Below are 23,258 nucleotides of genomic sequence, written 5' to 3'. Positions count from 1 at the left end.
TTTTTTATTTTTTTAGCCACTCCCGATAGCTATCCGGATAAAATTTTAGTGATTTGTCTAATCTGTGGCAAATACTTTTATTTATAACAAATTTCAAGAATCGGTGTAAATCCGTTTAATCCGTAAAATCTGTGGCTAATATTATTTTTAAGCGACATCTTCGCCCATACTTTCAGTCCAGATTGCGAACCAGTCTTCTTTGTCCATTTCTAATTCAACGGCTTTCATAAGCGATTGAATTCTGGCAATATTTACCGTTCCTGCAATTGGAATAACGCCTGCAGGATGTTTCAAAATCCAGGCAAGTAAAAGTGTATCAGAGCCAAAACCATATTTCTGAACTAAATCTGAAAGCAGTTTTTTCAATCGGCGTGTCTTTTTTGTATCTTCTCTAAAAACAGTTCCAAGCGGATTCCATGATAATGGACGTATTCCATGAGTTTGCATATAATCAAAACTTCCGTCAACCATTGCTTCATAATGAGTAGCCGAAAATTGTACCTGATTGTAACTAACTTCTGTTTTCTGGCGAATTAATTCGGTTTGAGAACTCGTGAAATTTGAAAGTCCGAAATCAATAATTTTTCCTTCTGATTTTAATTTTTCAACAGCTTCAGCAATTTCATCCGCCTGCATTAACGGACTTGGTCTGTGTAATAAAAAAACGTCTACATAATCTGTTTTTAGCTTCTTTAAAGATTCTTCAACAGACCAAATAATATATTCTTTCGAATATTCGTAATGTTTGATTTTGTTTTCAGGGCGTTTTTCAGCAATCATCTGAATGCCGCATTTTGTAATTAATTGTAATTTTTCGCGTGAAATTTTACTCGCATGAAATGCTTTTCCAAAATCAGCTTCTGTGGTATATGATCCGTAGATATCGGCGTGATCAAAAGTGGTAATTTTGTTTTCGATACTTATTTGTATCATGTTTTCCATTTCTTTTGGCGTCAGGTTTTTGTCCCAGACACCCCAATTCATAGTACCCGAAATTATGGGCGATAATGTTGTTTTACTCATGGTTTTATTGCGTTATTTTTGGTAATAAATATGCTTTTCTAAAGCATAATCATCAAAGTTCTTAAAAATATAAAAATAGATTCCCAATTCGTCCTTAAAATTAGAGCTTTGGTCGAAGTTTTAACCATTCTTTAACATCTTACTTCTCAAAAAATATTCAATTTGCACTCTCAAAAGTAAGGCATAAAAATCAACGTTTTAAAAAGGTTATAAAAATATTTATATGGAAGAAAATACAACGACTTTAGACATTAGAGCGATAAATGAAAAAATTGAGAGAGAAAGTGCTTTTATAGACCTTCTTACAATGGAGATGAACAAAGTTATTGTGGGCCAGAAACATATGGTCGAGCGTTTACTAATAGGACTTTTGGGACAAGGGCATATTTTGCTTGAAGGTGTTCCGGGATTAGCCAAAACTTTAGCCATAAATACTTTGTCGCAAGCTGTTCAGGGATCTTTTAGCCGTATTCAGTTTACTCCTGACTTATTACCTGCCGATGTTGTTGGAACGATGATTTACAATATCAAAGCAAACGAATTTTCTATTAAAAAAGGGCCAATCTTTGCTAATTTCGTCCTTGCCGATGAGATTAACCGTGCTCCTGCAAAAGTTCAGTCAGCACTTTTAGAGGCGATGCAGGAAAAACAAGTAACTATTGGCGACACCACTTTTAAACTAGATCGTCCGTTTTTAGTACTTGCAACCCAAAATCCTGTTGAGCAAGAAGGAACTTACCAGCTTCCTGAAGCGCAAGTTGACCGTTTTATGTTGAAAACCGTAATTGATTACCCAAAAATTGACGAAGAGCGTTTTGTAATTCGTCAAAACTTAAAAGGATCTTACGAAAAAGTAAATCCGGTAGTTTCTGTAGAACAAATTTTGCGTGCGCAAGAAGCTGTTCGTGAAGTTTACATGGACGAAAAAATCGAAAAATATATCTTAGATATCATCTTTGCTACCCGTTATCCAGAGAAATACAAACTGGCAGACTTAAAACCTCTTATTAGTTTTGGAGCATCACCACGTGGAAGTATCAATTTAGCTAATGCAGCAAAATGTTACGCATTCATTAAACGTCGTGGATATGTAATTCCAGAAGATGTTCGTGCCGTTGTACATGATGTTCTGCGTCACAGAGTTGGGATAACATATGAGGCTGAAGCCGAAAACATTACTTCTGTAGACATTATCAACAAAATCGTAAACGAGATTGAAGTACCTTAAAAATAGTTTTCAGTTTTCAGTCACAGTGAACATCTTATTAAGTAAACTGCGACTGAAAACTGCGACTGAAAACTAAAGAAATGGATACAAAAGAGCTTTTAAAAAAAGTACGGAAAATAGAAATCAAAACCAAAAGACTGAGCAATCACATCTTTTCGGGAGAATACCATTCTTCCTTTAAAGGGCGCGGGATGACTTTTAGCGAGGTGCGTCAATACCAATATGGCGATGATATTCGTAACATCGACTGGAATGTAACCGCACGCTATAACGAAGCCCACGTAAAAGTTTTTGAAGAAGAACGCGAATTGACTATGGTTCTAATGGTCGATATTTCGGGTTCTGAGGGTTTTGGTTCAAAAAGTCAATTCAAAAAAGACATCGTAACCGAAATTGCGGCAACGATGGCCTTTTCGGCTACACAAAACAATGATAAAATTGGTTTAATATTATTTTCTGATAATGTCGAATTATATATTCCGCCAAAAAAAGGGCGTTCGCATGTTTTGAGAATCATTCGTGAATTAATCGAATTTGAACCAAAAAGTCAAAAAACCGATATTGGAGCCGCTTTAAAATTTTTATCGGGAACCCAGAAAAAGAAAGCTATTGTTTTTATGATTTCTGATTTCATGTCTGAAAATTATGAGCAAACATTGAAAATTGCTTCTAAAAAACATGATATTACAGGCGTTCGCGTGTATGATATACGTGAAGAAAAAATCCCAAATTTAGGAATGGTAAGTATGCTTGATGCTGAAACCGGAAAAATTCAATTGGTTGATACGGGTTCAAAAACAGTACGAATGAATTACGAAAAACACTATCAGGAAAGAGTAAATTATTTCAAGGATATTTTTAGTAAATCCGGAGCAGGCGTAGTAAATACAAGAGTCGACGAAAATTACGTAACAAAATTATTAGGTTATTTTAAGTCGAGATAATTTTAGATTATTATACTTCTTAGATTGTTAGAATATTAGATTTTAAAAATAAATATCCAAAATAAAATCCGTTTAAATCCGCGTCATCCGCGTGCCATATTAAGCAACACGTTTTAGACTAAAATCTGAAAACAAATTCAAATGAAATTAAAGTTTTACATATTTTTATTTTTGCTTTCCTCCTCTATTTTTGCGCAGCAAAAACAGATTGAGACAAGTATTGATACCACAAAAAATAAAATTGGCGCCGAATTTAAGTTAACGCTTAAAACGATTGTTAGCTCAAAATCGAAAGTAGTTTTTCCTAAACTAAAAAAAATTGGTCCTTTAGAAGTTATTCAATCGTACCCAATTGACACGGTTAAGAAAAATGACACTTACGAATTGATCAAAAAATACGGTTTAACCCAATTTGATTCCGGAAAATATACAATTCCGAGTGTTAAGATTTTAATCGATAAACAGCCTTATTTATCAGATTCCATTCGTGTTGAAGTTGCCAATGTAAAAGTTGATACTTTACAGCAAAAAATGTACGACATCAAAGACATTTCTACTGTTGAAAGCGGATTTGGCGATTGGTGGATTTATATATTAATTGTACTTCTAATCATCGGAGTTGGTGTATTTGTATATTGGTTTATCAAAAAACGCCAACAGAAAAAAATTGAAGAAGAAGTTTATAAAACGCCGATAGAAAAAGCGACAAGTTTACTAAACAACTTAGAGCAAAAAGAACTGGTTCAAAAAGGAGAAATTAAAGAATATTATAGTGAATTGACTGATATTGCCCGAAATTATATTGAAGAAGCAATTCATATTCCGGCAATGGAAAGCACGACTTCTGAATTGATTCAGGGAATAAGACTGGCTTCTAATAAGAAAAAAATGGCTTTAACGCCGGAAACCGTTGAAAATTTAGAACGGGTTTTGCGTCAGGCCGATTTAGTAAAATTCGCAAAATCTAAACCGCTGGATTTTGAAATTACCGAAGATCGAAATAAAATTCAAAGAGTAATTTTAACGCTTGATAATGCGATCCCAACTGAAGTTCCTGCTGAAGAAGAAGATCAATTGTTGAATGAAGCCCAAAAACAGAAGCAGATTAAACTTCAATTACTTAAAAAACGTAACAAACGTATTGCTATGGCAGTAGGAACCGTTGTGTTTTTATTGGCCGCTACAACTACATTTTTTATTGTTACAAAAGGATTTACGTATGTAAAAGATAATATTATTGGTCATCCTTCAAAAGAATTACTTGAAGGAGAATGGATAAAAAGTGAATACGGAAATCCAGGTATTTTGATTGAAACTCCAAAGGTTTTAAAAAGAATGGATACCCAAAAAGTGCTTCCAAAAGAAGCTATGGCTTTGATTAAGGAAATGCAGCTTTTTACATACGGAAGCATGGTTGGCAATTTTTATATTGCCGTATCAACAAGTAAATTTAAAAATCCTGTAGATATTGATTTGGCAAAAGCGCTGGAAGGAAGCTTAAAAATAATCGAAGCTCAGGGCGGACAAAATATAATTGTAAAACAAGAAGATTTTCAAACAAATCAGGGAATTCAGGGACTAAAAGGTTACGGAACTATGACGGTTTTAAATCCTGTTGACAAAACTAGCATAAAAGCATATTACGAAATTTTGCTTTTTAAACAAGATCAGGGATTACAGCAAATTGTGATTTTGCATGAAGAAGGCGATACCTACGCAAATGATATTACGACCAGAATTTTAAATTCTGTTGAACTTAAAAAAGCAAGCAACTAATGAGTAAGATAACTTTTTTAAATCCACAGTTTTTCTGGTTATTTCTATTAATTCCAATTGCAATTGCCTGGTTTTTCTGGAAACGCAACCAACAATCGGCTACTTTAAAAATGAGTTCGACTCAGGGTTTTAAAAATAGCGAATCGCTATTAACGAAATTAAAACCTTGCTTGTATGTTTTCAGGATTATCGCTTTAAGTTCCTTGATTATTGCTTTGGCCAGACCAAGAACGGTTGATATCAGCAATCAGACTAAAACCACAAAAGGAATTGATATTGTAATGGCAATTGACGTTTCTGGTAGTATGTTAGCAAAAGATTTAAAGCCAAACCGTATGGAAGCTTTAAAAAGAGTGGCTGGGGATTTCGTTGAAGAACGACCAAATGACAGAATCGGATTGGTTTTATACGCTTCCGAAGCCTATACCAAAACTCCCGTTACAAGTGATAAAGCGATTATTTTAGAAGCTATAAAAGGCATTAAATACGATACAACGCTACAAGACGGAACCGGAATTGGAATGGGACTGGCAACAGCTGTAAACCGCCTTAAAGATAGTAAAGCAAAAAGCCGTGTAATTATTTTGATGACTGACGGAGTTAATAATGCAGGTTTTATTGAGCCTGAAACTGCGGCAGATATTGCAAAACAATACGGAATAAAAGTATACACGATAGGAATTGGAACTAACGGAATGGCTGAATCGCCTTATGCGTATGCGCCAAACGGAGGTTTTCTATTCAAAATGCAAAAAGTTGAAATCGACGAACAATTGATGAAAGGCATTGCACGTAAAACTGACGGAACGTATTTTAGAGCAACAAGCAACGACAGACTTGCACAGATTTACGACGCGATTAATAAACTAGAAACAACCGAAATCCAGGAATTAAAATTCTATGATTACGACGAAAAATACAGAGGTTTTGTTTTGCTCGCAGCCTTTTTATTATTGTTGGAAATTGGTTTAAGAAATACAGTTTACAGAAGCTTTATTTAAAATATATTAGTCGCAGTCACAGTTTTACAGTTTACAGCTGAAAAACCGAGACTGAAAACTGCGACTGAGAACTAGAATTAAAAAATGGAATTAGACGAAAAAAAATATTTATACCTTTTATTATTACTCCCAATTGTGGTGTGTATTTTCCTTTTCAATATGTATTGGAAAAGAAAAAAACAACGCGAATTTGGTGATTTAGAAATGGTAAAAAAACTGAGTCCGGAACGATCTGTTTTTAAACCTGTATTAAAATTAGTCGTAATACTTTTGGCACTTGCCTGTTTGATTATAGGATTAGTAAATCCGAAGATTGGAACAAAAATGGAAACGGTAAAACGCGAAGGTATTGACATTGTTTTTGCTGTCGACGTTTCTAAAAGTATGCTTGCCGAAGATGTGGCGCCAAGTCGTTTAGAGAAAAGTAAACAATTGGTTTCGCAGATTATCAACAATTTAGGAAGTGACCGAATTGGTATTGTGGCTTACGCCGGAAGCGCTTTCCCGGTTTTACCCATTACGTCAGATTATAGCGTTGCAAAAATGTTCCTGCAAAGTATGACTCCGGATATGGTTTCGTCGCAAGGAACTTCACTTGATGATGCGATCAGGTTATCATCAACTTATTTTGATGAAAAAAGCAAAACAAGCAAATTATTGATTCTGATTTCGGATGGAGAAGATCATTCTGAAGGAGCTTCGGCTGCAGCCGAAGAAGCCAATAAGATGGGAATGAAAATCATCACGATTGGTGTTGGAACTGAAAAAGGAGGCACAATTCCGTTAAAAGAAAATGGCGTAGTTAAAAGCTATCAACAAGATCAAAACGGGCAAACGGTTATTACAAAATTAAACCAGGAAGGTTTAAAAACTATTGCAAAAGCAACAAAAGGAGGCTATGTTTACGGCGGAAATACTAAAGAAGTTTTAGAATATATCAAAAACGCCTTGAACAATATTCAGAAAACAGAATTTGAAGCTACGCAAATGGCCGATTTTCAATCGCAATTTCAATGGTTTATTGGCTTTGCCTTCTTATTATTGTTTGTTGACATTTTCCTTTTAGAGAGAAAAACAAATTGGATAAAAGAGTTGAATTTATTTAACGAAAAGAAATAATAAAGTTAGTCACTAATTACTCGAATTACACGAATAAAAATATTTAAACTTATTCGTAAAACTAACGCAAAGAATTGATTAGTGATAATTGATGAAATTCGTGGCAAACTAAAAAACATAAAAAATTAGAATGAAAAATTTACTTCTTTATATTTTACTAACGTTCTCTTTGGCGGTTTCGGCTCAGGAGAAAGATAAAACATTGCCTGATGCCAATGAGGAATATAAGCAGAATAAATTTGTTGATGCTGAGGCTAATTATAGAATTTCAGAATCAAAATTTCCAAAACGCGCCATTGCTCCTTATAATTTAGGAAATACTATTTACAGGCAAAATCAGGTTTCTGAAGCTAAATTCGCTTATGCAAAAGCTATAAAAAATGCGAAGACAAGACCGGAAAAACATACTGCATTTCATAATTTAGGAAATGTTTTTATGAAAGAGAAAGATTATACGCAAGCGGTTGAAGCTTATAAAGAAGCGCTTCGCAATGATCCTACTGATGATGAAACGCGTTACAATTATGCTTTGGCGAAACAAAAATTAAAAGAAAATCCTCCGAAAAACGATAAAAACAAAGACAAAAATAAAGATAAGGATAAGGATAAAAATAAAGATAAGGACAAAGACAAGGACAAAAATAAAGACAAGGATAAGGATAAAGATAAAAAAGACGATAAAGGCGATAAGGACAAAGACAAAAAAGATGGCAAAAGTGATCCTAAAGATGATAAGTCTGACAACAAAGGAGAACCAAAACCTCAGCCTGGAGGAATTTCAAAAGATCGTGTTCAGAATCTATTAGATGCTGTAAACAACGAAGAAAAGAAAGTTCAGGATAAAGTTAACGCCCAAAAAGTAAAAGGAAATCCTAGAAAAACAGAAAAAGACTGGTAGAATTTTGGGTTAATCGTTTAACCATTTATGTGTTCAAAGCAATAGACAAAAACGATTAAACAATGCACGATTAAACAGTTAAACAGACAATGAAAAAATATTTAATTCTATTACTATTCACTTTTCAAGGGCTTATGGCTCAAGTTCAATTTGAAGCCAAAGTAAGCAAAAACACGCTTGGACTTAACGAAAGACTTCGTATTGACTTCATCATGAACGTTGATGGAGACAACTTTGACCAACCTGCATTTGAAGGATTTAGAATTGTAGGCGGACCAAGTCAGCAAGTAAGTCAATCGTGGATTAATGGAAGAAGCTCTTTCCAGAAAATATATTCTTATATTTTACAGCCAGCCCAAAAAGGAACCTTGACAATCAAACAGGCAGCGATTGATTTTAATGGTCAGACGTATAAAACATCTCCTATAAAAATCGTTGTCACAAATGCCGTTGCACAAGAAAGAGATCCTAATGACAGACCGCAGGGATCAGGAAGCGAAACGTTGAATCTTGTTGCTGAAATTTCAAAAACAAATCCGTATTTGAATGAACCAATTACGGTTGTTTATAAATTATATTTCAATAATATTGGTGTTACCGGTTTTAAAGAATTGGCAAAACCAAAATATAATGATTTCTGGAACCAGAACATTGACATCAAACAATTATCTATTGAAGAAGGAAGTTATCAGGGTCAAAGATGTTATTTTGTAGTCTTGAAGAAAACTATTTTATATCCTCAGAAATCGGGTAAATTGACTATTGAACCGCTTTCGTTAGATATTGGTGTACAATTGCCAACAAATCGCCGTGATATGTTTGGTCAAATGATTATTACAGACGATAACAAAGTGGTTTCGGCGGGAGCCAAAACTATCAATGTAAAAGCACTTCCTGAAACCGGAAAACCAGAAGGATTTAGCGGAGCTGTTGGTAAATTTAATTTTACGGTTACGCCAACAAAAACGACTTTAAAAAATGGCGAAAGTCTTGATTTAATAGTAAGTGCGTCTGGAACAGGAAACATGAAATTGTTTACGTTACCTAAACCTGTTGTTCCAAATGCATTAGAAATGTACGATCCTGTTCATGACGAAAAAGTGACAACTTCGCTCTCAGGAATGTCAGGAAAAATTACAGACAAGTATACTATAATTCCGCAATACAAAGGAAAATACGCTATAAAACCAATTCAATTTTCTTATTTTGATTTGGGTACAGGAACTTATAAAACGATAACTTCTCCGGAAATTATGGTTGATGTTTTAGATGGTCCAATGCTGGCCGAAGCAAATACGGCAGCAAATGCAGCGAAAAATGTGATTTCGAAAACAGAACAATTCAAATATATTAAACCAAAAACAACTTTAGTTTCAATAGCTAAAAATGACTTTTATGGTTCAGATTTGTATTATACTTTGTTATTTCTTCCTTTCGTGATTTTGCCAATTATTGTTATTGCTAAGAAGAAAAAAGAAGCAATTGACGGTGATATTACAGGAAACCGAATTAGAATGAACAATAAACTGGCTAAGAAATATTTATCTGAAGCTAAGAAACAACTTAACAACAAAGAACCATTTTATATTGCTTTGGAGAAAGCGATGCATAATTTCCTAAAAGCGAAATTGCATATCGAAACCTCAGAAATGAGTAAAGACAATATTCGTGAATTGCTGCTTTCAAGAAATGCAAATCCTGAAACAGTTCAAAGTTTTATTGTATTGACAGAAAACTGCGAATTTGCCCGTTATGCTCCGGCATCGAGTGCGTCAATTCAGCAGGATTATGACAAAGCTGTTTTGATTATTTCAGAATTAGAAAAGCAGATTGTTTAAACTTAATATCAAACCCGACAGGTTTTGAAAAACTGTCAGGTTTAAAGAAAATAAAATGAAAAATATACTATATCTTTTTTTATTAATCTCTCAGGTTTTCTTTGCTCAGAATAGCTTTGAAAAAGGGAATGCTTTGTACCAAAAGGCGCAATATCAGCAAGCGGCGCAAGAATATGAAAGCATAATTCAAGAAGGCAAACAACAATCGGCTGAATTGTATTTTAATTTGGCAAATTGCTATTACAAGCTTAATAAAGTGGCGCCTTCGATTTATAATTATGAAAAGGCATTGGTTTTAAAACCACATGATCCGGAGACTTTAAACAACCTTAAATTCGCCAAAAAATTAACCATTGACGAAATTAAAGAAGTTCCGAAAGTGGGTTTTGCAAAACTAATCCAGAATTTTACCGGCATTTTTACTTATAATATGTGGGCGAAAATTTCTGTTGGAATTTCTTTCGCCTTTTTACTGGCATTTATCGGCTATTATTTCTCTCAAATTACACTTTCAAAAAGAATCTATTTTATTGGAATGTTTGTTCTTTTGGTCGCTTTACTTTTAAGTGTTGCTGCCGGAATGTCTGAAAAAAATCATTACGACAATGATCGCCCTGCAATTGTTTTTGCCGAATTGAGTGAAGTTCGAAGTGAACCTCAAAAAGCAGGAGCAGCCATTTTTCTATTACACGAAGGTGCAAAAGTATACGTTACAGAAACCATAGGAATTTGGAAAAAAATCGAATTAACTGACGGAACTGAAGGCTGGATCGATGCCAGAACTATTAAAGAAGTGAAGTAAATTTTCTGCAAATTTCAAATATAAAATCCCAAACTCCAATTTTGAAAACTGGAGTTTGGGATTTTTTTATTATCATTTTGAGTTTTATAAATTATACAAGTGATATAAGAAAATTTAAGTTGTTTTTATATGCTGATAAATATTACTTATATCAAAAAATTAGTATTCTTCAAGCATATTGACAAAGATTGCGTAGACACACTGTTGTGCGTCCCAACATACAATATTGTGAAAAATTAAAATGTGTATATATTCTCAGGCGTAACACAATAATCTAATTTTACATCAGATTCAAAAACATCATCGATCTGATTTACGGATTCAAAAAAAGAAAGACCAATTTTGATGGTTTCCGGTTTACATGCTGCCAGAAATTTATCGTAGAAACCTTTTCCGTAGCCAATACGATTTCCAAAAACATCAAAAGCTAAAAGCGGTACAAAAACCACATCTATGGTTTCTGACGGAACAGGCAAACCATTTACAGGTTCGGGAATATTATATTCGTTTTTTTTGATTTTGGTATTATCCGTCAATAAAAAATGTGTCATTCCTCTGGTTTCAAAATCACTTTTAGAGATCACAATTTCTTTATCTTTTCCGGACAGCAAATGCAAAACATATTCGGTGTTTACCTCTTTTTGTTCTTCAATAGGCAAAAAAACATGATAATAGCTTTTATTCCAAATGGGTAACTGAATTAAATTATTGGCTATAGCTAAACTTTTTTCTTCAATATCATCTAGAGAAAGTTCTTTTCGAAGATTTTTATAGTGAATTCGCAGTTCTTTTTTATTCGTTTGCATTTTCTTCGGGGCTATTTTTAGACATATGATAAATCGCGTCGCCTTCGTACACAATTGGCGAATGGTTCGCATTGATAACAAATCCTTCGTGAGGCGCTTTTACCTTTTGCTCAAATTTACCAAACGGATCTGTAATTATAGCCAAAATAGTTCCTTTGGTTACAAACTTGCCTATCAAATTAAAATCGTGCAATAAACCGGAACATTTTGCCCTAAGCCAAACCGAGTTTTTAATATAAATCGATGGTTCCTGAGCTTCTTCAACCACTTGTTTGGAGTCCAGCATATTCAGGTAATTCAGCAAACGCTTCACTCCCATTACGCCTTCGTTTGCCACAACATTATTAATATCCAAAGATTTTCCGCCTTCAAAAAGTAACATTTTTACATTTGCTTTTTCAGAAGTATTCCTAAAAGAACCGCTAATATTTTTGGAATAAAGCGTAAACGGAGCATTAAAAACATCAGCCAAAAGTTTCAATTCGGCATTATTTTCAGAGATTCTGATTTGTGGTGCATTAAAACGGCTTGCTCCACCGGCATGAAAATCGACGGCGTAATCTACAATCGGCAAAACTTCTTCTACAATATGATACGCAAATCGACTTGCCAATGAACCTTTTTTACTTCCGGGAAAAACCCTGTTCAAATCACGTCCGTCCGGAAACTCACGCGATTTATTTACAAAACCATACATATTGATAATCGGAATACAAATAATAGTTCCTTTTGCAGGCCGGTTAATTTTTTTACTGATGATCTGACGAACGACCTCGACTCCGTTTATTTCGTCGCCGTGAATTCCGGCTGAGAATAAAACTACCGGACCTTCAAGCTTAGAACGACGTACAATTACCGGAATATTAAGTTTTGTGGTAGTGTGTAATCTCGCGATTTCCACGTTTATCGTTTTATTTTCTCCTGGCAAAATCGATTCGCCAAAAATAACCAAGGGTGTATTATTTTTCATGTGGAATTATAAAATCTAAATATAGAAATTATTCTTTTGATTTCGTAAATTTGAAGCTAAATCAATGTTAGGCATTTTTAAGAAATCGGAATGGTTTTTGAAAATGCTTTTCAGACATCTTCAGAAACGAAACAGAATGCAAAAACCGTCCTTAGATCTTCAAATTTTAACCTTGCCGGACAATCCTGGCGTGTATCAATATTATGATAAAGACGGAAAGATCTTGTATGTTGGAAAAGCCAAAAATTTAAAAAAAAGGGTTTCCTCTTATTTCAATAAAATTCATGATACGGCCAAAACGAATGTTCTGGTTCGGAAAATTGTAACCATAAAACACATTGTAGTTCCTACCGAAACCGATGCGCTTTTATTAGAAAACAACTTAATCAAAACCCTGCAGCCAAGATATAATGTCCTGCTTCGTGATGATAAAAGTTATCCTTGGATTTGTATTAAAAAAGAACCTTTTTCGAGAATATTTCTGACCCGAAGAATGGTTAAAGACGGCTCTGAATATTTTGGCCCGTATACAAGTTTCAAAACGGTTCATACAATTCTGGATCTAATCAAAGAATTATATCCTTTAAGAACCTGCAATTACGATTTGAGCAAATCAAATATAGAATCAGGCAAATTCAAAGTTTGTCTGGAATATCATATTGGCAATTGCAAAGGTCCGTGCGAAGGTCTTGAGCCTCTTGAAGATTATCAAAGACAGGTCGATGCGATTCGCGAAATCCTGAAAGGAAATTTCAAAGAAAGCATGAAAGACTTTAAGCGTTTGATGAATCAATATGCGCAGGATTTACGTTTTGAAGAAGCGCAGAAAATAAAAGAAAAAATAGAAGTTCTGGAGAATTATCAGTCAAGATCAACAATTGTAAACCCTAAGATTACCAATATAGACGTTTTTTCGATTGTATCTGATGAAAGCGCAGCGTATGTCAACTTTCTTCAAATTTCTCACGGATCGATTATTCGTTCGCACACGATGGAAATCAAGAAAAAACTGGACGAAACTGATGAAGAATTATTAGAACTTGCGATAATCGAACTTCGTGAGCGTTTTCAGTTATTATCAAAAGAAGTTATTGTTCCTTTTGAAATTGATTTGGGCGAAAACATCAAAACAATGGTTCCGCAGCTTGGCGATAAAAAACAGATTTTAGATTTATCGATCAGAAATGCTAAGTTTTACCGAATCGAACAATTAAAACAATTGCAAATTGTAGATCCTGACCGACATGTAAATCGTATTATGGCGCAAATGCAAAAAGATTTGCGCTTGCCGGTTGAACCCCGACATATAGAATGTTTTGACAACTCGAATATTCAGGGAACAAATCCCGTTGCGGCTTGTGTGGTTTTTAAAGATGGAAAAGCCAGCAAAAAAGATTACCGTCATTTTAATGTAAAAACCGTCGAAGGTCCAGATGATTTTGCTTCGATGACCGAAATTGTATATCGCCGTTACAAAAGATTATTGGATGAAAACGAACCGTTGCCGCAACTTATAATTATTGATGGAGGAAAAGGTCAATTATCAGCGGCCTTAAAAAGTATCGATGCCTTAGAATTACGAGGAAAAATTGCCATTATAGGAATTGCAAAACGTCTCGAAGAACTGTTTTATCCCGGTGATTCGATTCCGTTATATCTCGATAAAAAATCCGAAACTTTAAAGGTAATTCAGCAATTGCGAAATGAGGCGCATCGTTTTGGAATCACTTTTCATCGTGACAAACGCAGCAAAGCAGCACTTAATTCGTCTGTAGAAAGTATTCCTGGAATTGGCGAAAAAACCATGCTTACGTTAATACAACATTTCAAAAGTGTTAAAAGATTGAAGTTGGCTTCCGAAAAAGAAATATCTGATGTTATAGGAGTATCAAAAGCCAAAAAAATTGTCGACTTTTACAAAACCAACTAGCTCTTTTTTTATGCGCCTATTTCAGCTGTACATTTCAAAAACCCGGTCAAAACGTTTTTTTTCTACTTCAAAAAAAGGAGCTTCTAAAGTCGCTCTTTTTTTGCAGGAAAAAATAACATTTTGCCTCTCGCTTTTTCCCATTTCCATCTGGGGCGTACAGTTGGCACTTTTGTCCATTATATTTTTTAATTCGCAGCAAACATTTTCTCAGGAAAAAAAACAAGATAGCATTAAAAGACCAAAAATTGGTTTGGTTTTAAGTGGCGGCGGCGCAAAAGGATTTGCACATATTGGGGTTTTAAAAGTGCTCGAAGAAGCCGGAATCAAAATCGATTATATTGGCGGAACCAGTATGGGTTCTATCATTGGCGGACTTTATGCTTCTGGTTATAACGCATCTCAAATTGATTCTATTTTCAAAAAAACCAATTTTGATGAGTTGATAAACGACTATATTCCACGTTCGTCTAAAAACTTTTACGGCAAAAAAAATGACGAATTATATGCGATTGTTTTACCTTTTAGCAAATTTAGAGTTGGAATACCTGAGGCGCTTTCAAAAGGAATGTACAACTATAATTTATTAAGCAGCCTGACCCGAAATGTGCGTCATGTTCGCGATTTTAATAAACTGCCAACTCCGTTTTTATGTATTGGAACAAACATTGAAACAGGCGAAGAAGTTTTACTTAATAAAGGTAATTTGGTTCAGGCAATGATGGCAAGTGCAGCGTTTCCCTCGTTATTTACTCCGGTAGAAATTGACGGAAATTTATTGGTCGACGGTGGCGTTGTAAACAATTATCCTATAAACGAAGTTCGTAATCTTGGCGCGGATATTATTATTGGTGTTGACGTTCAGGATGATTTAATGAATAGAAAAAACTTAAAAAACGCAACGAGAATATTAGTTCAGATTACCAATCTGCAGTCTATTGATAAAATGAAGACCAAAATAAAAGATACTGATGTTTATATAAAACCGGATATTCGTGATTTTGGCGTTATTTCTTTTGACAAAGGTGAAGAAATAATCAGAAAAGGCGAAGAAGCAGCTTTTGCAGTTTATGAAAAAATTAAATCTTTGGTAAATGAAGATAACTTTTATAAAAAACCAAAGCTTAAAATTGCTACAGATACTATCGAAATCAAACAAATAAACAGTGACAGATTAGACAATTTCACTAAAGAATATATTCGCGGTAAACTTCGTTTTAAACCAGGAAGCACCATTACATATGATGATCTTAAAACAGGAATAAATAATTTAAATGCTACTCAAAACTTTAGTACTATTTCATATTGCCTCCAACCAAACGGAGAAAAGGATAATTTAGATTTGGTTCTGAAAGAAAATCCAACTCAGACTTATTTAAAACTGGGCTTACATTATGATGGTTTGTATAAAAGCGGTATTTTATTAAATCTAACCCACAAAAAGACTTTTTTAAAAAATGACATTACTTCATTAGACATTATTTTGGGAGATAATTTCAGATACGATTTCAATTATTATGTAGAAAATGGTTTTAATATTAGCTTTGGATTTCGTTCCAGACTGAATCAATTTAACCGAAATGTTACCACCAGCATCAGTAATTTAACGATGCAGAATCCGGCAAATGTAAACTTGATTAATGTTGACTTTCTCGATGTAACGAATCAAGCCTATTTTCAAACCATATTTGTACAAAAGTTTTTAATGGGCGGCGGTCTTGAATACAAATACATGAAAATAAATTCGCCAACTCTTTCCAGTACAGATAATATTATCGACAAGAGCAGTTATTTTAGTGTTTTTGGATATTTAAAATACGATTCTTTCGATAATAAAAGTTACCCGCATTCCGGATTATATTTTTCTACCGATCTGCAAACTTATCTGGCTTCATCAGATTATACGAATAATTTTAAACCTTTTTCGATCGCAAAAGCTGAACTTGGTTTTGCCAAGACATTATTTAGAAAAGCTACAGTAAAAATTGGGGCCGATGCCGGATTTAATATTGGCAGCGACAGTGTTCCGTTTTTCGATTTTATTTTAGGAGGTTACGGTTATAACAAAATCAATAATTTCAATTATTTTTATGGTTATGATTTTCTAAGTATTGCCGGAAACAGTTATATAAAAACGGCAATAACTTTAGATTATGAAATTTTCAAAAAGAACCACATTAACCTTTCAGCAAATTATGCCAACTTAGGCGACGATATTTTTACCACTGTCGACTGGATCTCAATGCCCAAATATTCTGGTTATGCTGTTGGTTATGGATTAGAAACCATTATTGGCCCAATTGAAATAAAACAATCCTGGTCTCCTGAACTATCAAAAAGCTTTACCTGGTTTAGTATTGGATTTTTATTTTAATGACAAATAAGAGAATAGTTCAACAAAAAGCCGCTATTTTTTTACTATCAAAAAATTATATCAAAAAAAATTGAAATAATTCATCTTTATAATTGATATTATTTATAATTTTACTGGATAAAAATTACGACATTTGTTATAATGAAAACAAAATGGACAGGTTTATTAGAGTATCTTCAATTCCTTATCAAGAGAAATCCTGAATAAAACTACCGAATTGAGATAATTGGTCAATTATAAAATTGAGCTGATTATCTGTTCACACAATTCAAATTTTTCGAATTATCTAATTTACAAATTATCTAATTGAAAAGCCATGCCATTATATCATAAACTTGGAGATTTCCCTCAAAAAAGACACACACAATTCGAAAAACCTAACGGAGGTTTTTACTACGAACAATTGTTTGGAACCGAAGGTTTTCACGGACATTCGTCATTGTCTTATCATGTTCACAGACCAACTCAGGTTAAAGAAATTTTAAATTCATATTCGGTTGAACCAAAAATTGCAATCGGAAAAAACATAAAATCATTATTATTTAAAGGTTTCGAACTAAAACCAGAAAATGATTTTCTTGACAGCCGCAAAGCCTTGTTAGTCAATAAAGACTGCATTATTGGATTAGCTGCGCCAAAAGAATCACTTCGAAATTATTTCTATAAAAATGCCGATGCCGATGAAATGCTTTTCATCCATAAAGGAAAAGGAAAACTAAGAACCATGTTAGGGAATATTCCGTTTGAATATGGCGATTACCTTATTATTCCCCGAGGCATTATTTACCAAATAGAATTTGACACCGAAGAAAACCGACTTTTTTATGTAGAATCTCATTCTCCTTTTTATACGCCAAAACGTTATAAAAACCAATCAGGTCAGCATTTAGAGCATTCGCCATTTTGCGAACGCGATTTTATTTTGCCAAACGAGTTGGAAACACACGACGAAAAAGGTGATTTTTTAATTAAAATCAAAAAAGAAGGCATGATTCACGAAGTGGTTTACGCCACACATCCTTTTGACGTTGTGGGTTGGGACGGTTACAATTTTCCATACGGATTCTCGATTCATAATTTCGAACCTATAACGGGACGTGTTCACCAGCCGCCTCCGATACATCAAACATTTGAAACGGCTACTTTTGTCGTTTGTTCCTTCTGCCCGAGACTTTACGATTATCACCCGAAAGCAGTTCCAGCGCCATACAATCATAGCAACATAGATTCTGACGAAGTACTGTATTATGTTGATGGCGATTTCATGAGCCGTAACAATATTGAGCAGGGTCATATTACTTTACACCCAAAAGGAATTCCTCATGGTCCCGCACCGGGCGCAATGGAACGCAGTATTGGCCATAAAGAAACTCATGAATTAGCCGTTATGGTTGATACTTTCAGGCCACTTATGGTTACGGAAGAAGCAATGGGGCTTGATGACGGACAATATTACAAGTCGTGGACTGAATAATTAGTCAATGTGTCAATTAGAAAATTAGATAATGCTTTTGAAGCTATATAATACTCTTCAAGCCGCATAGAATTAGAAAATGTGCCAATTAGAAAATTAGATAATTATAAAAAATGATTTAATTTGTAGATTTAAACTTACAATAAATAATTATCTCATTATCAAATTTTCTAATTATCACATTAAAAAATGACTTTCAACGAAAAATATAAGGACAACGCTCTTTTAATAAAAACTTTCAATTTTGCCTTAAATATAATTGACTATACGAGTGAATTACAAGATCAGAAAAAATTTGTAATTGCAAATCAGTTATTAAAAAGTGGAACATCGATTGGAGCAAATTCGAAAGAATCACAAAATGCAGAAAGTAAAGCTGATTTCATTCATAAATTAAAAATTGCAATAAAAGAAGCTGACGAAACAGAATATTGGTTGTTTTTATGTGATGCACACAATGAATATCCAAATTGCAAGCGTTTGTTGAATGATCTTTCAGAAATTTTAAAAATTTTAAATAAAATAATATCAACATCAAAAATGAAATAACAATTAGATAATTTGTCAATGTGCCAATTAGAAAATTATTCTAATTAGTTCATTTCAGGAATTATCTCATTATCTCATTCTCAAATTATCTCATTATGAAAGAAGTAAAATCAGTAGAATACGGATTAGAAAAAATATTTGAAGGAGCGCAGGATTTCCTTCCGTTATTAGGAACAGATTATGTAGAATTCTATGTAGGAAATGCAAAACAATCTGCACATTATTATAAAACAGCTTTCGGATATCAGTCATTGGCTTACGCCGGATTAGAAACCGGAGTTAGGGATAAAGCATCGTATGTTTTGAAACAAGACAAAATCAGAATTGTTTTGACAACGCCTTTAAATCAGGATTCACCAATTCATGCACATCTTCAAAAACATGGCGATGGCGTAAAAGTTGCCGCTCTTTGGGTTGAAGATGCCAGAAGTGCTTATGAAGAAACCATGAAACGCGGCGCAAAATCCTTCATGGAACCAACCGTAGAATCAGATGAATTTGGAGAAGTTGTTCGTTCCGGAATTTATACTTACGGAGAAACAGTTCATATTTTTGTAGAAAGAAAAAACTATAACGGTGTTTTTCTGCCAGGTTATAAAGAGTGGAAATCAGATTATAACCCAACGCCAACCGGATTGAAATATATTGATCACATGGTTGGAAATGTCGGTTGGAATGAAATGAATACCTGGGTAAAATTCTACGAAGACGTTATGGGATTTGTAAATTTCTTATCATTTGACGATAAACAAATCAATACAGAATATTCGGCTTTGATGAGTAAAGTAATGTCAAACGGAAACGGAAGAATTAAATTTCCAATCAACGAACCAGCCGAAGGAAAGAAAAAATCTCAGATCGAAGAGTATTTAGATTTTTATGGCGGACCCGGAATTCAGCATATTGCCATTGCAACAGATGACATTATCAAAACTGTTTCTGAGCTAAAATCAAGAGGAGTCGACTTTTTATCTGCTCCGCCACACACCTACTATCAGGCAATTCCTGAAAGATTAGGCGTACATATGGATATGATGAAAGAAGATTTAAACGAAATTGAAAAATTAGCCATCATGGTCGATGCCGATGAAGATGGTTATTTATTACAAATATTTACTAAACCAGTTCAGGACAGACCAACGCTATTTTTTGAAATTATTCAAAGAATGGGAGCAAAAGGATTCGGTGCAGGGAACTTTAAAGCCCTTTTTGAATCAATTGAGCGAGAACAAGAATTGAGAGGTACATTATAAAAATGCTATATTTTTGCATTATGCAGAATAATTCTCTGTAAAACATTGATTTTAATGCAAATGTTATGTTAAACTTGCCTTTTGCTATTTCTTTTTTGAACTTTCTGTATATCTTTGCACTCGCAAATCAAGAAGGGGTGGTTTCCTTCTGAGTTGATATAAATTTCATAATTTATAGTTTTTTGGTTAGTTAATAGCATAAAAACTCAGTCATTCCTTGACTGAGTTTTTTTGTTTTGGTACATTTGGAATAGAATTTGCATTTATTTATCTTTATAATGAAATGTAAAAAATATACTATGAAAAAGTTATTGCTCATCATATTAATTCTTCCTGTACTTGCCTTCGACACTCAAAAAGAAGATGCATTTGATACTGGGGAATATTTCAAATTCAGAATTCATTACGGAATCGTAAATGCCGGCTACGCAACGCTCGAAATAAAAGACGCCACGATAAACAATAAAAAAGTTTTTCATGCAGTGGGTAAAGGCTACACAACCGGAATGTCAAAATTTTTCTTTAAAGTAGAAGATTTATACGAAAGTTATTTTGACAAGCAAACCGGAAACCCTTATCGCTATATTCGAAAAATTGATGAAGGCGGTTATACAAAAAACCAGGAAGGCATTTTTAATCAAAGTGAAAACAGGGTTCTGGTAAAAGATTACAAACGCAAAACCGAAAAAACGATTCTTCTTACTGATAATGTTCAGGATATTATTTCTTCTTTTTATTATTTAAGAAATCATCCAAGTATTGACAAACTTAAATCAGGCGACGCTATTACGATAGACATGTTTTTTGATGAGGAAATCACAAAATTTAAGTTAAAATATATAGGTCGTCAAGATATTACGACTAAATTTGGAACCGTTTCTACGATGGTATTTAAACCTCTGGTACAAACCGGAAGAGTTTTTAAAGAAAAGGAAAGCGTAACAATGTGGATAACAGATGATGACAACAAAGTTCCGATTAGAATCAAAGCAGATCTTGCTGTAGGATCACTTAAAGCAGATCTTGATGAATATAAAGGATTGAAAAATCCATTTAAAGTAAAAAAATAATGAACCTTACTGATCATTCAGAATCAATTTTAAAAGAAATTGACCTTAAATTTCAAGCCATAAATCAAAAAACTGATGTTCAGTTAGAAGGATTGCTTTGGTCAAAACCAATTACATATTGGGATTATATTCAGACTGATGCACTTTTAAATTTACAAATACAACGTACCACACTTCCTGATGAAATGGTTTTTATCATGTATCATCAGGTAAATGAATTAATCTTTAAAATGATTTTGTGGGAAATTGATCAAATTGCCGAAACACAAAACATTCAGGTTGATTTTTTTAGCGAAAGATTATCCAGAATTACCCGTTATTTTGACATGCTTACCAATTCGTTCAGTATTATGGAAAACGGAATGGAAGTAGATCAGTACATGAAATTTAGAAATACACTAACGCCTGCAAGCGGTTTTCAGAGTGCACAATATCGCTTAATTGAATTTGCTTCGACTGATGTTATCAATTTAACAGATCGCAGATACAAAGACAACTTTGATGAAAATACGGATTTAGAAACCAGCTTTGAACATTTATATTGGCAGGCTGCCGGAAAAGATTACCAAACAGGACAGAAATCATATTTACTTCAGGAATTCGAAAACAAATATAAAAATCAGTTTTTACGTCAAATTTCAGACTTTAAAAACAAAAACATTTGGCAAAAATTCACGCAGCTACCTGAAATCGACCAACAAAATCCAGAACTAATCAAAGCTATGCGTCATTACGACCATACGGTAAACATTACCTGGGTTATGCAACATTTAAATACCGCAAGAAAATACATACTAGAAAGCGGAAAAGGCAATGGCGAAGCTACCGGCGGAAGCGATTGGCAAAAATATATGCATCCAAAATACCAAAGACGCATCTTTTTTCCTAAATTGTGGACCGAAGATGAATTGTCCAATTGGGGAAATGAAACTACCGCTTAATTTCCCAAAAAAATTAAAAGTTTGAAAAAAGCATTTGTAATTATAATCGTTTTATTCTCAATATTTTCATGCAATAAAACCGATGAAAAAGTTGAAATTAAAATCACTAAGCCAAAAACTAAAAAAGTAGAATTCGGTTTTAATTACACTGACTTTAATGTTGTTCACGACACGATAGAAAAAGGCGATTCTTTTGGATCAATCATCCAAAGTCAAAATATTGGCGATAAACAAATTTACGATATTGTCGCTCAGGTAAAAGATTCTTTTGACGTTCGAACCATTCGGTACAATAAACCTTATACTATTCTTCGCTCTAAAAACAAAACCAATAATCTTCAGGTTTTTATTTATCAGCCAGATGCGTTAACCTATTATGTAGTCGATTTTAGAGACAGTATTGCAAAAGCTTATAAAAAAATAAAACCGGTTACGCTTAAGCGAAAAATTATTGGCGGCGTTTTAAAAAGTTCATTATCTGAAACTTTAGGAAACGAAAGCGTAGAAACAGCACTTGCAAGCAGAATTACCAAAGTATTTTCGTGGTCGATTGACTTTTTTAAACTTAAAAAAGGAGATCGTTACGGATTAATTTTTACCGAACGTTTTATAAACGGCAAAACTTATGATGGCGTTGAGGATCTTGAAGCTGCATTTTTTGAATATAAAGGTAAAATCGTATATGCTTTTCCGTTTGAGAAAGATACCGTTTCAGGAAAAGTTGAATATTATGACGATGAAGGAAAAACGCTGAAAAACTTTTTTCTGAAAACGCCGATTAAATTCAGCCGAATCACTTCCAGATTCACCATGAATAGATTCCATCCGGTACAACATACCTGGAAAGCACATAAAGGCACAGATTACGCGGCTCCAACCGGAACGCCAATTTCTACTACCGCTTCGGGAGTTGTTGAAGCAACCGGATATACTGCAGGAAACGGAAACTTTGTAAAAGTAAAACACAACGGAACCTATTCTACTCAATATTTGCACATGTCCAGAATTTTGGTTCGCCGCGGACAACGTGTTACTCAGGGACAAACCATTGGTTTAGTTGGCAGCACCGGATTAGCTTCCGGACCACACGTTTGTTATCGTTTCTGGAAAAACGGAGTTCAGGTTGATGCATTGAGACTTAACTTGCCAACCGGAGAATCTTTGACAGGAAATGACAAAACGCGTTTCATGAAACAAATGGAACCTTTGAAAAGGGAATTGGATAGTATTGGAAATTTATAGTATTCTTTTATTTATAAAATAGA

General features: G+C 33.9%; 19 protein-coding genes. 16 read left to right on the top strand and 3 right to left on the bottom strand.

Annotation, left to right across the window (positions count from 1 at the left end; translation table 11 throughout):
* Positions 1 to 147: 147 nt before the first annotated feature.
* Positions 148 to 1,023, bottom strand: coding sequence for an aldo/keto reductase (locus tag ACZ0AH_RS01960; RefSeq protein WP_463474218.1), 876 nt, complete (start codon positions 1,021 to 1,023; stop codon positions 148 to 150).
* Positions 1,024 to 1,246: 223 nt separating this feature from the next.
* Here ACZ0AH_RS01960 and ACZ0AH_RS01955 point away from each other — a divergent pair, with 223 nt between their 5' ends.
* The 8 genes from ACZ0AH_RS01955 (at position 1,247) to ACZ0AH_RS01920 (ending at position 10,629) form a co-directional block, all read left to right on the top strand.
* Positions 1,247 to 2,251: an AAA family ATPase gene (locus ACZ0AH_RS01955; protein WP_007807095.1), complete on the top strand. Its 1,005-nt coding sequence runs from the start codon at positions 1,247 to 1,249 to the stop codon at positions 2,249 to 2,251.
* Between the two features lie 80 nt (positions 2,252 to 2,331).
* On the top strand, positions 2,332 to 3,195 hold the full coding sequence (locus ACZ0AH_RS01950) for a DUF58 domain-containing protein (RefSeq protein WP_463474217.1): 864 nt from the start codon (positions 2,332 to 2,334) through the stop codon (positions 3,193 to 3,195).
* A 141-nt stretch (positions 3,196 to 3,336) separates the two neighbouring features.
* A complete protein-coding gene (locus ACZ0AH_RS01945) occupies positions 3,337 to 4,971 on the top strand; it encodes a hypothetical protein (RefSeq protein ID WP_463474216.1) in 1,635 nt (544 codons plus the stop codon).
* Positions 4,971 to 5,972, top strand: a complete 1,002-nt coding sequence (locus ACZ0AH_RS01940) for a vWA domain-containing protein (RefSeq protein ID WP_463474215.1) — start codon at positions 4,971 to 4,973, stop codon at positions 5,970 to 5,972. Before ACZ0AH_RS01945 ends, ACZ0AH_RS01940 begins: the two co-directional genes overlap by 1 nt.
* Before the next feature lie 84 nt (positions 5,973 to 6,056).
* Positions 6,057 to 7,091: a vWA domain-containing protein gene (locus ACZ0AH_RS01935; protein WP_463474214.1), complete on the top strand. Its 1,035-nt coding sequence runs from the start codon at positions 6,057 to 6,059 to the stop codon at positions 7,089 to 7,091.
* A 130-nt stretch (positions 7,092 to 7,221) separates the two neighbouring features.
* Complete coding sequence (locus tag ACZ0AH_RS01930) at positions 7,222 to 7,989, top strand: tetratricopeptide repeat protein (RefSeq protein WP_463474213.1); 768 nt, start codon at positions 7,222 to 7,224, stop codon at positions 7,987 to 7,989.
* Between the two features lie 89 nt (positions 7,990 to 8,078).
* Entirely contained in the window at positions 8,079 to 9,827 is a 1,749-nt protein-coding gene (locus ACZ0AH_RS01925) for a BatD family protein (protein ID WP_463474212.1), read from the top strand.
* A gap of 55 nt (positions 9,828 to 9,882) precedes the next feature.
* Positions 9,883 to 10,629 carry a tetratricopeptide repeat protein gene (locus ACZ0AH_RS01920; RefSeq protein ID WP_463474211.1) on the top strand — a complete coding sequence of 249 codons (747 nt, stop codon included), beginning with the start codon at positions 9,883 to 9,885 and terminating at the stop codon, positions 10,627 to 10,629.
* 236 nt (positions 10,630 to 10,865) lie between these two features.
* On the opposite strand, the gene ACZ0AH_RS01915 is transcribed toward ACZ0AH_RS01920, so the two are convergent.
* Both ACZ0AH_RS01915 and ACZ0AH_RS01910 read right to left on the bottom strand, forming a co-directional pair.
* Positions 10,866 to 11,435, bottom strand: coding sequence for a 5-formyltetrahydrofolate cyclo-ligase (locus ACZ0AH_RS01915; protein WP_463474210.1), 570 nt, complete (start codon positions 11,433 to 11,435; stop codon positions 10,866 to 10,868).
* On the bottom strand, positions 11,422 to 12,405 hold the full coding sequence (locus ACZ0AH_RS01910; protein WP_463474209.1) for a succinylglutamate desuccinylase/aspartoacylase family protein: 984 nt from the start codon (positions 12,403 to 12,405) through the stop codon (positions 11,422 to 11,424). The genes ACZ0AH_RS01915 and ACZ0AH_RS01910 overlap by 14 nt, the downstream gene beginning before the upstream one ends.
* A gap of 136 nt (positions 12,406 to 12,541) precedes the next feature.
* Between ACZ0AH_RS01910 and uvrC the strand changes: the two genes are divergently transcribed.
* The 8 genes from uvrC (at position 12,542) to ACZ0AH_RS01870 (ending at position 23,235) form a co-directional block, all read left to right on the top strand.
* Positions 12,542 to 14,335 (top strand): excinuclease ABC subunit UvrC, encoded by a 1,794-nt coding sequence (gene uvrC / locus ACZ0AH_RS01905; RefSeq protein ID WP_463474208.1) that lies wholly within the window; start codon positions 12,542 to 12,544, stop codon positions 14,333 to 14,335.
* A gap of 10 nt (positions 14,336 to 14,345) precedes the next feature.
* A complete protein-coding gene (locus tag ACZ0AH_RS01900) occupies positions 14,346 to 16,706 on the top strand; it encodes a patatin-like phospholipase family protein (protein WP_463474207.1) in 2,361 nt (786 codons plus the stop codon).
* 316 nt (positions 16,707 to 17,022) lie between these two features.
* A complete protein-coding gene (locus tag ACZ0AH_RS01895; RefSeq protein WP_463474206.1) occupies positions 17,023 to 18,180 on the top strand; it encodes a homogentisate 1,2-dioxygenase in 1,158 nt (385 codons plus the stop codon).
* Positions 18,181 to 18,369: 189 nt separating this feature from the next.
* On the top strand, positions 18,370 to 18,729 hold the full coding sequence (locus ACZ0AH_RS01890; protein ID WP_463474204.1) for a four helix bundle protein: 360 nt from the start codon (positions 18,370 to 18,372) through the stop codon (positions 18,727 to 18,729).
* Between the two features lie 92 nt (positions 18,730 to 18,821).
* Positions 18,822 to 19,982, top strand: coding sequence for a 4-hydroxyphenylpyruvate dioxygenase (hppD, locus tag ACZ0AH_RS01885; RefSeq protein ID WP_463478082.1), 1,161 nt, complete (start codon positions 18,822 to 18,824; stop codon positions 19,980 to 19,982).
* Positions 19,983 to 20,281: 299 nt separating this feature from the next.
* Positions 20,282 to 21,052, top strand: a complete 771-nt coding sequence (locus tag ACZ0AH_RS01880; RefSeq protein WP_463474203.1) for a DUF3108 domain-containing protein — start codon at positions 20,282 to 20,284, stop codon at positions 21,050 to 21,052.
* Positions 21,052 to 21,993, top strand: coding sequence for a tryptophan 2,3-dioxygenase family protein (locus ACZ0AH_RS01875; RefSeq protein ID WP_463474202.1), 942 nt, complete (start codon positions 21,052 to 21,054; stop codon positions 21,991 to 21,993). The genes ACZ0AH_RS01880 and ACZ0AH_RS01875 overlap by 1 nt, the downstream gene beginning before the upstream one ends.
* A gap of 21 nt (positions 21,994 to 22,014) precedes the next feature.
* Positions 22,015 to 23,235: a peptidoglycan DD-metalloendopeptidase family protein gene (locus tag ACZ0AH_RS01870; protein ID WP_463474201.1), complete on the top strand. Its 1,221-nt coding sequence runs from the start codon at positions 22,015 to 22,017 to the stop codon at positions 23,233 to 23,235.
* Positions 23,236 to 23,258: the final 23 nt, after the last annotated feature.

The organism is Flavobacterium sp. AC105, assembly GCF_979258495.1.
Note: the sequence above shows the minus strand (reverse complement) of the source record. Positions and strands in the feature narration are given on the sequence as shown.